Below are 13,813 nucleotides of genomic sequence, written 5' to 3' on the forward strand. Positions count from 1 at the left end.
TCAAAATTAATTAGAAGTTAATATTAACACCAAATGTGAAACTTTTTTGCCAAGGATAGACCTTCAAAGTTCCGCCTTGTCTGGCTTGTTCCGGGTCGACATAGTCGGTTTTTATCGGTGACCAATAAGCAAGATTTTCTCCGGAAAAATAAAGACGAACTAAGTCAAGGCCTATTTTGTTAGTCAGAAACTTAGGAAGTGAATAACCGATTGTCAGGTTTTTTAATCGACAATAACCAATATTTTGAAGATAGCGGTCATTCACTGTTGAAAGTTCCGAATTTTCTGTAAGGGCAACAGCTGTTCTAGGTCTGGGGAAGTAAGCGTTGGGATTATCTTCTGACCAACATAATTTTTGAAAATCCTTCGGAATAAATGTTCCGTAGGGGCGGTTGTAATATCCCCAAAATGCTTGGGCTTCTCTTCCTGGATACCAATCTATGTGGCCGATACCTTGGAAGAATATATTAAAATCAAATCCATACCATTGGAAAGCCAAGTTAGTGCCATATTGATAGCGTGGAGAACTATTTCCTAAAATTTCGCGGTCACCGGAGCTTCCGACTCTGTTTTCACCGATACTTATAGTTTTGTTACCATCCAGATCCCGGTATTTTAAATCGCCGGCACGTACTCCCCGGTATTCACCCGATGAACTATTGATAGTGGTGTTTACAGATCTTTGATCTACTTCATAGTTCTTAGCTTCTTCATCGGTCGCAAAGAAGCCATCGACGCGATATCCCCATATTTCACCAATCCGCATTCCTTCATAATAAGTCTTAGCTAATAGTTTGTCGGGGTTGTCGAATTTGGTGATTTCACTGATGTAATCACTAAATGTAAAACTCAGTTGATAAGAGAAAGGTTTGTTGCCTAACTTAAACTGATCTCGCCAAGCAACAGAGAGTTCATAGCCCTTTGTACGCATATCTGCACTGTTCATTTTAGGAGCGGAAGTGCCATATACGGCGGGTAATGTGATGCCGGCGGTAAGCATATCCTTTGTATCCCGAATATAATATTCTCCGGTGAAAGTTAATCTGTTGTCCAAAAATGTCATATCCACACCAGCATTATGTTGTTGTACAGTCTCCCATGTCAGATTGTCGGCAGAGGGAGCGGAAATGTCTGCGTAAGATGGTCTCGCACCTCCGAATAAATATCCGGTAGTTCCTATACTGATAGTGCGGATATAGTCATAATAGCCAACTTGTTGGTTTCCTAAACTACCAAAAGAGTATCTGAACTTTAAATTGTTACACCAGTCTTTCATATTGCTGAAAAACTTTTCTTCCGAGACTCTCCAACCAACAGACATAGAAGGAAAGAATCCCCAGCGATGACCAGAAGCAAAACGAGAGGTACCATCATAACGTCCGCTTAGTTCAAGTAAATATATCCCTTTGTAGTCATAGTTTATACGTCCGAAAAAACCTGCAAGTTTATATTCATTTTGCCCTCCTGTCACTTCCATCCGTTTTTGGTTTGTGGCAGGATCTACTCCTATCAGGTTAAAATCATCCAAAACATCGGAAAGAAGATTATATCCTGTGCTACGAACAGTCTTGTTGTAACGAGTTTCATAATTAAAACCACCTGTAACTTTATAATTATGTTTGTTGGATACAGAACCTTGGTATGTGGCAAATACATTCGTTGCCCAATATTCATTGGGGGCAAATTGCTCAAACATTTGATTTTGGAAATTACCGGTATTAAGTATGGATGTTTCTCCCGGATATTTGGAATATGTTCCATTAGATTGCCGGCGTATGTCGTATTGGTTATAGAGCATGTATGTCAAGTTAGCTTTTATCTCCAACCCTTTCAATGGTTTTAATGTAAGTTCTGTAGTGGTCTTGAAGTTATCTTTACGAGTTTTATTTCTGAACCCTTCGCTGTCTAATATGACTAATAAACCGTCCATAATGGCATAGTCGGTCAGTGAAGTAGTATAAAGGCTTGTCCCGTCAGGATTTTGGGTAGGGAAACTTGCCAAACCATGGTTCTGGGCTTGAGATATGTTCGAATTTATACCTCCCAATCCAGGATAAGTATAATTAGAATTGAAAAATTCAGTATTGTTACTAATGTTAAGCCAATCAGTAATATCTGCGGAAATCCTTGAATGGAAATTTATTCTTCTGAATTTGTCAGTATTTCTTCGATACATTCCTTCTTCACTATTATAACCAGCCGAAAGGTAAAATTTCAATTTGTTTGTTCCTCCGGATATGGAAATATTGTGGCTTTGCAATGGTTTCTTGTCTTTGAACAAGTATTGCCACCAATCCGTATTGGCGTAGTATAAGTATACATTCTGTCCGTTTCTCTTATCCAATACGGTCCAAGGGCGGGCAGGATCTTCTGTCTTGTCGTTTCTTCTTTCCCATAACTCTTTCATGTCTTCTTCTGTATACGAGGTATAGCGACGCCCGTTATTGGGAATGTAAAACTGGTCAACCAAAGAAACATGGTAATAACCACGGTTTTCGTAATCCGTAGATGTAGTGGGTTCTGTCCAACCAACACGCCCACTATAGCTAATTTGTACTTTCCCATCAGAAGAACCGGATTTTGTTGTGACTAAAATAACTCCGAATGAAGCACGTCCACCATAAATAGCAGCGGCGGAGGCGTCTTTTATAACTGAAATTGATTCTATATCATTAGGGTTTACACGGTCAAGGTCCCCTTCAACTCCATCGACTAACACCAATGGTGAGCCTCCGTTGATTGAGTTCGTACCACGGATATTAAAGCTTGCAGTATTACCCGGTACACCGGAAGAAGTGGTGATATTGAGACCGGGTACACGTCCTTGTAGCATGTGTGTAACGCTACTGGCCGGTCTGTCTACAAGCTCTTGAGATGTAACGGTCGAAATTGCTCCTGTTAGATTAGTTCGTTTCTGAGAGCCATAACCAACCACCACTACTTCGTCTAAGGTCTTAACATCTTCCACTAAAAAGACTTTTAAGCTATTCAAGTTCTTTAATTTTATTGTTTGTGGAATGTATCCTATATAACTGAATTGAAGAACATCACCAATGTCGGCTGATAATGAAAACTTCCCGTTTATATCAGTTATTGATCCCTGTGATATACCCTTTACTGTTATTGTAACTCCGATCAAAGGCTCCCCGGCTCTATCTGTTACCACTCCGGTGATTTTCTTTATTGTCGGGGTTTGGGTAATTTCTTTTTTAGTGAGTATTATATGGTTTCCTTCTATTTTATAAATAATAGGAGATTCATGTAGTAATATGGACAATACTTCAGAAACCGGTCTGGCCTTCACGCTGATGCTTTTGTGCAAATTTACATCTACATTTTTTTTATAGATGAATAAGTAATTGGTTTGAGATTCAATTTCACTCAATATAGATTCCAGTCTGACATCTTGCTTATTAATTGTAACTTTGGCATTTTGAGAATTTGCATTCTTTGCCATTAAGCTAAATGAGCAGAATAACAAAAGGAATATAGATGTTCGCATAATTCTAAATAATTGTTTTGAATTTGGATTTTTTTTGCAGTAAAAATCCAATAAAGAAATATTTTTCATATATTTGTAACTGATTTATTAATACGATTTTATAAAAATTGTGTTAGGCAGGAGTTGATAGATAGGGCAAATATCTGTCAGCTCTTTTGTTTTTCAATTAGTATCATTTCATAGGCTTGTTTCTCCCGTGTTATTGAGTTAATATTCTTATTATTTTATATAAATGATGTCATCTGTTGTATGTTTGTCATAAATAAAAGGTACATCCTTTTGTAATATCCGAAGGGCGTAATCCAAGCCGTCAGAGATTCTGAATTTTCCTGTTAATATTATGTTGGTAATGCTAGGCTTGTCTACTATAATTTTCAGGTTATAATATTTCTCCAAGTCTTTTATTATTTCTATGAACGATTTGTTTTTGAAGCAATACAATCCTTCTTTCCAGCGATATATATTATAATCTTCAATTTTGCTTATCACTAATTTGCCATTTTTTAGGGTGCTCTTATAGTCAGGTAATAAAACTTGTGAAATATTATTGTCGGAAGGTGATTTGATTTTTATTTTTCCTTGTATTAAAGAAGCTTCGAAGTTTTGTTGTTTAGCATAAGCCTCTACATTAAATTTTGTGCCCAATACTTCTATGTCCATTGCATGAGTATGTACTATGAACGGGCACTTTTCGTTACGGGCAACATCAAAATAGGCTTCTCCGTCTAATATTATTTCACGTTTATCTTCCATGAATGAAACAGGATATTGCATTTGTGTTCCTGCATTTAGCCAAACATTTGATCCATCGGGCAATTCAATATTTACGCGTTGTCCGGCGGGGACTATTATTGTTTGCATAGCTATGTCAACATGCTTATGATGCTCATTCGTTATTGAAAAGATAGTAGCTGTAATACTTACCGCAATGATTATCACAGAAGCAATCTTTAAGAATTCCCTGATGAAATATCTGTTTCTTTTTGTTGTATTTATTGCTGTCCATTTAGGGTTTCCTATAAGAATCATTGCATTGAATAACTTGCGCTCTCGGTGAAACTGTTTGCTATGTTCTTCTGAACTTTCAGCCCACTCTTTCACTGCTTTCATTTCTTCAATAGATGCTTGTCCCTCGAAAAATCGGTATAATGAATTTTTGTCCATAGGTGTTTTTTATAATGATAGCGAACAAAGAGGGTTTATCCCTAGTGGAAAACTCATTTTTTGCAATTGTACAATTTTTTAAGTTTAGCCGCACACACAGGTTATAGAAGCTGTGTGTGCAGGTTATTTGAGTCGTTAATTAATTTGGGTGAATTTGATACATGTTATTTGTAGCCGATGGTAACTTTGTGTATAGCTTTGTTAGGACCGTCTGCTATGTATATGGTTCCATCTGTATCTTGTACAAAGTCAACCGGACTAGTGGTGCCTGAATCTTTCCAACCATTTTCGGCTTTACAAACGAGGATGATTGTGGCGTCCTGATAACCATTCTTTCCAGGTTTTAGGATCTTGGTTTTACGGGTGCCACTATTACCGTCACTGAACCAGATGTAGCCATCCTTATCTACCATTAGCCCCTCTGCTTTTTCCAATTTGGCCGCTTTAGGATCTTCTGTTATATCCTCCGTTATAACTTTGTTACCTCCACCTGCAATCAATGTATAAGCGCCGCTAGAGTCTACTTTATAAATATAGCCGGCATTTGATCCGTCTGTTGCTGCTGCTATCAAGTTACCAGCAGCATCAAAAGCTATGGCTTGTATTTGACGGCCGGTAATTTTAACAAATTCCAACCTTGAACTGCTGTTATAATTTCCTGATGGATATTTTTGGATCGTTCCGGAATTACGGCAAACCGCATACATATTGTTGTGTTGGTCAAATTTTACATCCATAAGGTTGTCCAACCCGTTGCGAGTTAACAAATCGGAAACTTGTTTTGTATTAGGATCCCATACGCTAATTTTATCTTCTCCTTTATATGCGAGGTAAAGTTTTCCATTAGTAGGATTAGTGGTGATTTTCAGCAGAACAGTTCCTGTGCCATTGGGGACGATTTTTTCTCGTTCCATTGTTCTTAAATCTATTGCCCAAGCCTCTGTAGCACTACCACCGTTAGTACTGTAAGCTAATCTGCCATCTTTTAAGAATGTAACGCTTTTTAAATCCTGGGTATTAATATCACTTGGTACAGTGATGAAATTTTGTGTACATTCGTAAATCCTCTCTCTTGTATCTTCGTATGTGAAAAGAGCCGGATTTTTGCCTGTTTTTACACCTACAGAGACGGTTACTGCATAAGTTCCTATTTCGTTTTGAGGTGCGATAATTTTCAATTCGGTCTCTGTGGCATATTTAACAGTTGCTATTGCATCTCCTATTTTTACAATGTTTTCTTCGGGGGTGGTACTGAAGTTCTCGCCGATGATAGTAATTTCCGTGTTTTCTGTTCCGGAGCTTGGGCTGATGGAGCTAACAACAGGAGTGTAGTCTACGTAAGTAAATCTTAAGTTCTCTGTCTTTTGGGCACCTACCATTACTTCTATAATACATTCTCCTGCTTCATTTGCCGGGGCAATTACCTGTAGTTGGGTAGCTGTTACCGATGTAATAGTAGCTTTGGCATTTTTTAAATATACTTTGGCTTGATCTGTAAAATTTTCACCGATAATGGTTATCTTAGTTCCTATTTCTCCTTTTGCGGGAGAACTGGTTGTTGTTTTCAGTTGGAGAGGTGTTGATTGCGAATTTTCATCATCACCGGAGCAGCTGAACATAAGTAAGGCTGTACAAACAGCCATGAATGCTGAAGTCGTTTTCATAATAAATTTGATTAGATGAATAAAAGTGTTTATAAATACAAATTATATAGGTTGAGTAAGAACGCTCTTCACTTTTGCGAATATAAATAGCTGTGTTTTCCATTTTTCATGTTCGCATATATGGTGGCTCTTTCATTGCGAAAATAATAGAGTAAGGTCTTATTCATAAATACTTTATTTTTTGATGTATTTATAGTAATAACGAACAGAGTAAGTTTATCCCTAGTAAGAAAGTGTTTTTTTTAGATTCTTCTTTTAAGTATTTGTGTTTTTTCTTTCATTCCGGCTTGCAGCACCTTTTTCGTGCGGAGAGGAAACCATGTGGATGTTTGTCATATCATACTTACGTTTTTGTGCTTTTATTGATCAAAAGGTTTTGGTTCTAGAATATAGGATACATGGGAAGTGAAAAAGTATGATTGGAGTTGTAGCGGTTTTCTAGTTTAAGAAAAAAAGAAGTAGCGTTGTTGGCAAATAGTCTTTTAAAGCTATTCGTAGAACTTTTGTGGCTTTGTTTATATGATATTCGACGCCTTTTGTTGTCATGTTCAATAGGTCTGCTATTTCTTTGTGGGATTTGTTTTCGTATCGACTCATGGCAAAAATACGTCTGGTTTGCTCCGGTAAAGTTTCTAAGGTTCTATTTACGATTTCTTGAATCTCAGCTGTGAAAATTTCATTAGGTTCAAGTTCTTCTAGAGTTGCGATTCTATTAGATAACTCCCAAGAGTAGATTTGAAAGATTTTATCGGAAGCCATTTGACGAACCTGTTGATTTCGAAGATAATCTATACATTTATGCTTCAAGACAGTCAAAACATAAGCTGGTATGTTTATGTCTGAAGGCAGTCGTTCCTTGTTTTCCCAATAATACATAATTGATTCAATGACAAAGTCCTCGGCCACGGCTTCATCATGCACGTACGTAGAGGCAAAATGAATGAAGCGGCGTTGATAGTCAATGAAAAATTGGTTGAAATTGTTGGTGTAATTGTTTTTATTGAACATGCGTTTTATAGTTATGCTCTGCAAATATACACTAATTTCCTATAAACGATGTCTTATTGGCTTCTTATAGGATTAAAAAAGGTTAAGTATTGCCTTTTGGCGTGAAAGAAGCTATCTGTAATGTACTTGAAATAAGGTGTTGTTGTCATTTAAACTTCGAGTTTACACTGGTTTTATAGCGGTAGAATATAGTTTTATATCTTTAATAACAATGAATAGAAATGAATTTAATGAATGAGTTTTGAGATAATAAATACTGTGCTGACTAATTTGTTGGGCCAGTTGTGTTAAGACGGCCAAACTGAGCTGGAAAGTCTTTGGAAATGCTTGTGCAAATAATTTTTTCAGTAAAATGTACCAAAATAGTTCCTCATTTGGATTATTTGGGTCGGTCAATTCTATTTAAATGCACTACTTTTGCCATTAAGAAAATTAATCACTTAACAAATAATCCATGTATTATGAAAACAATTCTTAGCGCATTAGGAGTTTCCCTTTTGATCTTAACGAGTTGCGGTGGACAAAAAAAGGTTGAAGTAGACTTTATTCAGGACAACATCGACAACGCAGTTGCACAAAACACGATTCAAACGGATATTATCGAAAAATCCGGTAAAATTTTGAATCCGAGAACTATCAATAAAGACGGTAGTATATCTTATATACCTATTGATGACTGGTGTTCCGGCTTTTTCCCAGGCAGTATGTGGCTGACATATAACCTGACTGGAGATCAGAAATGGTTGCCGTTGGCTGAGAAATATACTGAAGCCCTTGACTCGGTGAAATATCTGAAATGGCACCATGATGTAGGTTTCATGATTGGTTGCAGCTATCTGAACGGTTATCGTCTGGCAAACAAAAAAGAGTACAAAGATGTAATTGTTGAAACGGCTAAGTCGCTTTCCACTCGTTTTCGCCCGAATGCTGGCGTTATCCAGTCATGGGATGCTGATAGAGGCTGGCAGGGAACACGTGGATGGAAATGCCCGGTGATTATTGATAATATGATGAATCTCGAACTTTTGTTTGAAGCAACAGCCTTTTCAGGAGATTCTACTTTCTATAATATTGCAGTGAAACATGCCGATACAACAATAGCTCACCACTTCCGTCCGGACAACAGCTGCTATCATGTGGTAGATTACGATCCGGAGACAGGCGAAGTGCGCAAGAGACAAACTGCGCAGGGATATGCAGACGAATCTGCCTGGGCTCGCGGACAAGCTTGGGCTCTCTATGGATATACTACCTGCTATCGCTACACGAAAGATAAGAAATACCTCGACCAGGCGCAAAAGGTGTATAACTTTATCTTTAATAATAAGAACTTGCCGGAAGATCTCGTTCCTTACTGGGATTACGATGCTCCGAATATTCCGAACGAACCGCGTGATGCTTCTGCTGCTGCTTGTACAGCTTCCGCCCTTTATGAACTGGATGGTTACCTGCCGGGTAATCATTACAAGGAAACTGCTGATAAGATTATGGAAAGTTTAGGCTCGCCTGCTTATCGTGCAAAGGTTGGAACAAATGGAAATTTTATCCTGATGCATTCAGTTGGCAGTATTCCTCACGGTCAGGAAATCGATGTTCCTCTGAATTATGCTGACTACTACTTCCTGGAAGGACTGATGCGTAAAAGAGACTTGGAAAAGAAATAAGGAATGAGAAATACAAAAAAATAATGAACAGTAAACAGTGAACAATGAATAATCTATGGATTCTAACGTAACATGTTTACTGTTTATTATTCAATATTTATTGTTTATTATTTCCCTCTTATCATTTACTACTAACCTGTTTTAATTATTTATCATAAACTATCATGAATAAACCTATAAACCTTCTTGTAGGAGGCTTGACGCTCTTTGCCGCACAAGGTTGCAAGGCTCCGAAACAAGCGTCCCAACAAGCGGAGCATCCTAATATAATCTATGTATTTCCCGATCAATACCGTAACCAGGCGATGGGCTTCTGGAGGCAGGACGGATTCCGGGATAAAGTAAATTTTGAAGGAGACCCCGTGCATACTCCTAATCTGGATGCCTTTGCACGTGAATCTATGGTCTTGTCGTCTGCACAGAGTAACTGCCCGTTGAGTAGCCCTCATCGTGGAATGTTACTGACCGGTATGTATCCGAACAAAAGCGGTGTACCATTGAATTGCAATTCTACACGTCCGATCAGTTCCTTACGCGAGGATGCGGAATGTATCGGCGATGTGTTCAGCAAAGCAGGTTATGACTGTGCTTATTTTGGTAAACTTCACGCTGACTTCCCGACTCCGAACGATCCCGAACATCCGGGACAGTATGTGGAAGAAAAACGTCCGGCATGGGATGCCTATACACCGAAAGAACGCCGGCACGGCTTTAACTACTGGTATTCTTACGGAACATTTGACGAACACAAGAACCCGCATTATTGGGATACGGATGGTAAGAGACACGATCCGAAGGAATGGTCACCTTTGCACGAATCAGGCAAAGTCATTTCTTATCTGAAAAATGACGGTAACGTACGTGATACCAAGAAACCTTTCTTCATAATGGTGGGCATGAATCCTCCTCACAGCCCGTATCGCTCCTTGAATGACTGTGAAGAGCAGGATTTTAATCTTTATAAAGATCAGCCTCTGGATAGTCTGTTGATTCGTCCGAATGTCGATTTGAAGATGAAGAAAGCGGAGTCTGCACGTTATTATTTCGCTTCCGTTACCGGAGTAGACCGTGCTTTCGGACAGATTTTGACGACATTGAAAGAATTGGGATTGGACAAGAATACAGTCGTAATCTTTGCTTCCGATCATGGTGAGACGATGTGTAGCCAGCGCACTGATGATCCGAAGAATTCCCCTTATTCTGAATCCATGAATATTCCGTTCCTGGTTCGTTTTCCCGGTAAGATTCAGCCGAGGGTGGATGATTTATTGCTCTCCGCTCCTGATATTATGCCTACGGTGCTTGGCTTGTGCGGACTGGGTGATTCTATTCCGGCGGAAGTGCAGGGACGTAATTTCGCTCCTCTTTTCTTCGATGAAAAGGCTGAAATTGTTCGTCCTACAGGTGCACTGTATATTCAGAATGTAGATGGCGATAAAGATGAAAATGGATTGGTGCAGACTTACTTCCCTTCTTCAAGAGGTATCAAGACGGCTCAATATACATTGGCGTTATATATCGACCGTGATACGAAGCAATTGAAGAAAAGCCTCTTATTCGATGATGTAAAAGATCCATATCAACTGCATAACCTGCCTTTGGAAGAAAATAAGGAGATTGTGGCACAACTTTGCGGTGAAATGGGAGCTATGTTGAAGGAAATTAATGATCCTTGGTATACGGAAAAGATTCTGTCGGATCGGATACCTTATTAGCGATTAGTAATTTATAAAACGCTGATTAACGCAAATAAGTGCCAATTTTAGGAGTAAATCTCTGCGACAATAATAGGTGTTAATCCGCATCCGCGTTTAAATTGAAAATAGTAATGAAAAACAGTTGTTTTATAGTATTATTCCTTTTGGGAATCATTCCTTCAGCTTTCGCCCAACTCATCGGATTTGAAGAAGAAGTGCCCGAAGCATTTAAAGTTTCCGGAAAGGGAGAAGTGAAAATCTCTTCTCTTTTTTACAAGGAGGGTGAAAGTAGTCTGGAATGGGACTTTCAGCCCGGTTCTACGCTGGACGTGCAAATTGCTCCTTTATCGTTGAATACGAGAAACGAGAAGCAGTTCGGCATTACCTTATGGATTTATAATGAGAAACCACAGCAGGATTCCATTCGTTTTGAGTTTCTGAATAAGGCGGGAGAAGTCTCTTATTGGTTCTCTTATCGTTTGCCGGCAGCAGGCTGGCGGGCCTGCTGGATCTCTTTTGAGTATATGCAGGGAGACAAGAAAGATAAGAAGATTGTAGCCTATCGGCTGGTTGCCCCGCAACGGAAGGGGCGTATCTTTCTTGACCGTCTGATTTTCCCGGAAAAGAAAATGAATCTTCGTACCACCCCCGATCAGCAGTTGCCTACTAATAATGGGCTGTCTAATCGTGACTTGTGGCATTGGTGCCTCGTGTGGAAATGGGAACAACAGTTGTATGATATCCCTCTGCCTTCTAAATTGACAAGTAAGCAAAAGAAAGAATTGAAGACTATTGAACAGCGTTTGACAGATTTTCTGGAAATAAAGAAAGCACCCCAAGGAGCGATTAATGCTGCCTATAAGACATTTGAGAAGGCTGCAATTAGTCCGTCTATCGCCGGAACGGGATTTATAGGGACTCCTATTGTTGCTCCTGATGAACAGGACAAGAAGAAAGGAGAAATGTCATGGAACGATATTGAAACGATGCTTTCCGGCTTTGCCTATGATGCTTATTATAACCAGAACGAAACATCAAAGAAAAACTACTTTACCGTATTCGACTATGCTATCGATCAGGGATTTGCATACGGTAGCGGTATGGGTACCAATCATCATTATGGTTATCAGGTACGTAAGATATATACAACTGCCTGGCTGATGCGTGATGCTATCTATAAACATCCTCATCGGGATGCTTATCTCTCCACATTGCGTTTTTGGGCGGCTCTGCAAGAAACTCGTCAGCCATGTTCTCCAACACGTGATGAATTGTTGGATTCCTGGCATACGTTATTGATGGCGAAATTTATTTCCGCTATGATGTTTCCCGATGCAAGGGAACAGGCGCAAGCTTTGAGCGGCTTGTCACGTTGGCTATCTTCTTCTTTGCGTTATACTCCGGGAACGATCGGTGGTATAAAGGTAGACGGTACGACTTTCCATCATGGCGGTTTCTATCCGGGATATACCACTGGAGTACTTGCGACTGTAGGAGAATATATTGCATTTACCAATGGTACAAGTTTTGAACTGACCGAAGATGCGCGCAAACACATGAAATCAGCCTTTATTGCTATGCGCAATTATTGCAATTTCTATGAATGGGGCATCGGAATCAGTGGCCGTCATCCTTTTGGAGGGAAGATGGGAAGCGATGATATCGAAGCATTTGCCAATATCGCTTTATCCGGCGATTTGTCCGGTCAGGGAAATACGTTTGATCGTGGTCTGGCTGCCGACTATTTACGTCTGATACGCAATAGTGATACTCCGAATGCGCGTTTCTTCAAGAAGGAAGGTATTCAACCGGCACAGGCTCCACAGGGATTCTTCGTTTACAACTATGGTTCGGCAGGCATTTTCCGTCGTGCGGACTGGATGGTGACATTGAAAGGGTATACCACTGACGTATGGGGCTCTGAAATTTATACGAAAGATAACCGTTACGGACGTTATCAGAGTTATGGCTCCGTGCAGATTATGGGGAAAGGAAATCCCGTGTCACGTGCCGGAAGCGGTTTTGTGCAGGAGGGATGGGACTGGAACCGTTTGCCGGGCACAACTACCATTCATTTGCCTTTCAACTTGCTTGATAGCCCATTGAAAGGAACGACTATGGCACGCTCCAAAGAGAATTTCTCCGGAAGCAGTTCTTTAGATGGTAAAAATGGAATGTTCGCTATGAAATTGGCAGAACGGGATTATGAGAACTTCACACCAGACTTTGTGGCCCGTAAATCCGTTTTCTGTTTTGATAACCGGATGGTTTGCCTGGGAACAGGTATTGCGAACTCCAATGCGGATTATCCTACGGAAACGACTCTTTTCCAGACAAAATATAATGGTAAGGAGCCCAAAGTAGGAGAGGATAACTATTGGCTTCATGATGGTTATGACAATTATTATCATGTAGTGGACGGAACCGTTCGCGCACAGGTGGCAGAACAGGAATCACGGCATGAAAAGACGCGTGAAATAACCAAAGGAAAATTTTCTTCTGCCTGGATAGAACATGGCAAGGCGCCGAAAGAGGGGACTTATGAATATATGGTATTGATACAGCCTTCTGCTTCCGATCTCGACGAACTGCGCAAAACTCCTGCATACGAGGTGTTGCAACGCGATCAGACTGCTCACATTGTTTATGATAAAAAGACAGGTATCACGGCGTATGCTGCTTTTGAAGCTTATCAGTCTGCCACTGATAAAGTGTTCGTGGCTATTCCTGCGGAAACAATGGTGATGTATGCAAAGGAATCTGATAAGGGGATCCGTTTAAGCGTCTGTGATCCGAATCTGAATATAGAAGAGAAGACGTATACAACGAAAGAACCCAGTCGTCCTATTACTAAGGAGATACGGCTTAAAGGGCATTGGACATTGACAAGTCCGATGGAAAATGTCCGGTTGGAACAGCAGGGAGATCAGACCGTACTGACGGTAACTTGTCAGCATGGACAGCCGGTTGAAATGCTCATGGAAAATAAATAATTAGTGAATAAGATAAGAGAAAATAAGAATTTAAAGAGAGGGTATTAGTTATCATGTTTCTATGAAAAAAGAGAAGACCGGTTCGTGGTGAGCCGGTCTTCTTTGTATGTACAAGATGCAT

Annotated in this window: 7 protein-coding genes; 3 read left to right on the forward strand and 4 right to left on the reverse strand. The window is 39.8% G+C overall.

Translation table 11 applies throughout. The annotated features are described in order from the left end of the window. Positions 1-10: 10 nt before the first annotated feature. From HMPREF9009_RS04810 to HMPREF9009_RS04825, 4 genes are all read right to left on the reverse strand, one after another. On the reverse strand, positions 11-3,571 hold the full coding sequence (locus HMPREF9009_RS04810) for a TonB-dependent receptor (RefSeq protein ID WP_049701586.1): 3,561 nt from the start codon (positions 3,569-3,571) through the stop codon (positions 11-13). 150 nt (positions 3,572-3,721) lie between these two features. Then, on the reverse strand, positions 3,722-4,666 hold the full coding sequence (locus HMPREF9009_RS04815) for a FecR family protein (RefSeq protein WP_049701587.1): 945 nt from the start codon (positions 4,664-4,666) through the stop codon (positions 3,722-3,724). Positions 4,667-4,830: 164 nt separating this feature from the next. Beyond that, on the reverse strand, positions 4,831-6,330 hold the full coding sequence (locus tag HMPREF9009_RS04820; protein WP_049701588.1) for an IPT/TIG domain-containing protein: 1,500 nt from the start codon (positions 6,328-6,330) through the stop codon (positions 4,831-4,833). Between the two features lie 438 nt (positions 6,331-6,768). After that, the gene (locus tag HMPREF9009_RS04825; protein ID WP_004307454.1) at positions 6,769-7,338 is read right to left on the reverse strand and encodes an RNA polymerase sigma-70 factor; all 570 of its coding nucleotides are present in this window, start codon (positions 7,336-7,338) and stop codon (positions 6,769-6,771) included. 461 nt (positions 7,339-7,799) lie between these two features. Between HMPREF9009_RS04825 and HMPREF9009_RS04835 the strand changes: the two genes are divergently transcribed. The 3 genes from HMPREF9009_RS04835 (at position 7,800) to HMPREF9009_RS04845 (ending at position 13,692) form a co-directional block, all read left to right on the forward strand. Beyond that, positions 7,800-9,002, forward strand: a complete 1,203-nt coding sequence (locus tag HMPREF9009_RS04835) for a glycoside hydrolase family 88 protein (protein ID WP_049701590.1) — start codon at positions 7,800-7,802, stop codon at positions 9,000-9,002. A gap of 164 nt (positions 9,003-9,166) precedes the next feature. Continuing rightward, positions 9,167-10,717, forward strand: coding sequence for a sulfatase family protein (locus HMPREF9009_RS04840; RefSeq protein WP_004298319.1), 1,551 nt, complete (start codon positions 9,167-9,169; stop codon positions 10,715-10,717). 113 nt (positions 10,718-10,830) lie between these two features. Further along, on the forward strand, positions 10,831-13,692 hold the full coding sequence (locus tag HMPREF9009_RS04845; protein WP_049701591.1) for a chondroitinase family polysaccharide lyase: 2,862 nt from the start codon (positions 10,831-10,833) through the stop codon (positions 13,690-13,692). Positions 13,693-13,813 lie beyond the last annotated feature (121 nt).

The sequence above is a fragment of the Bacteroides sp. 3_1_13 genome, assembly GCF_001185845.1.
Classification (GTDB): Bacteria; Bacteroidota; Bacteroidia; order Bacteroidales; family Bacteroidaceae; genus Bacteroides; species Bacteroides xylanisolvens.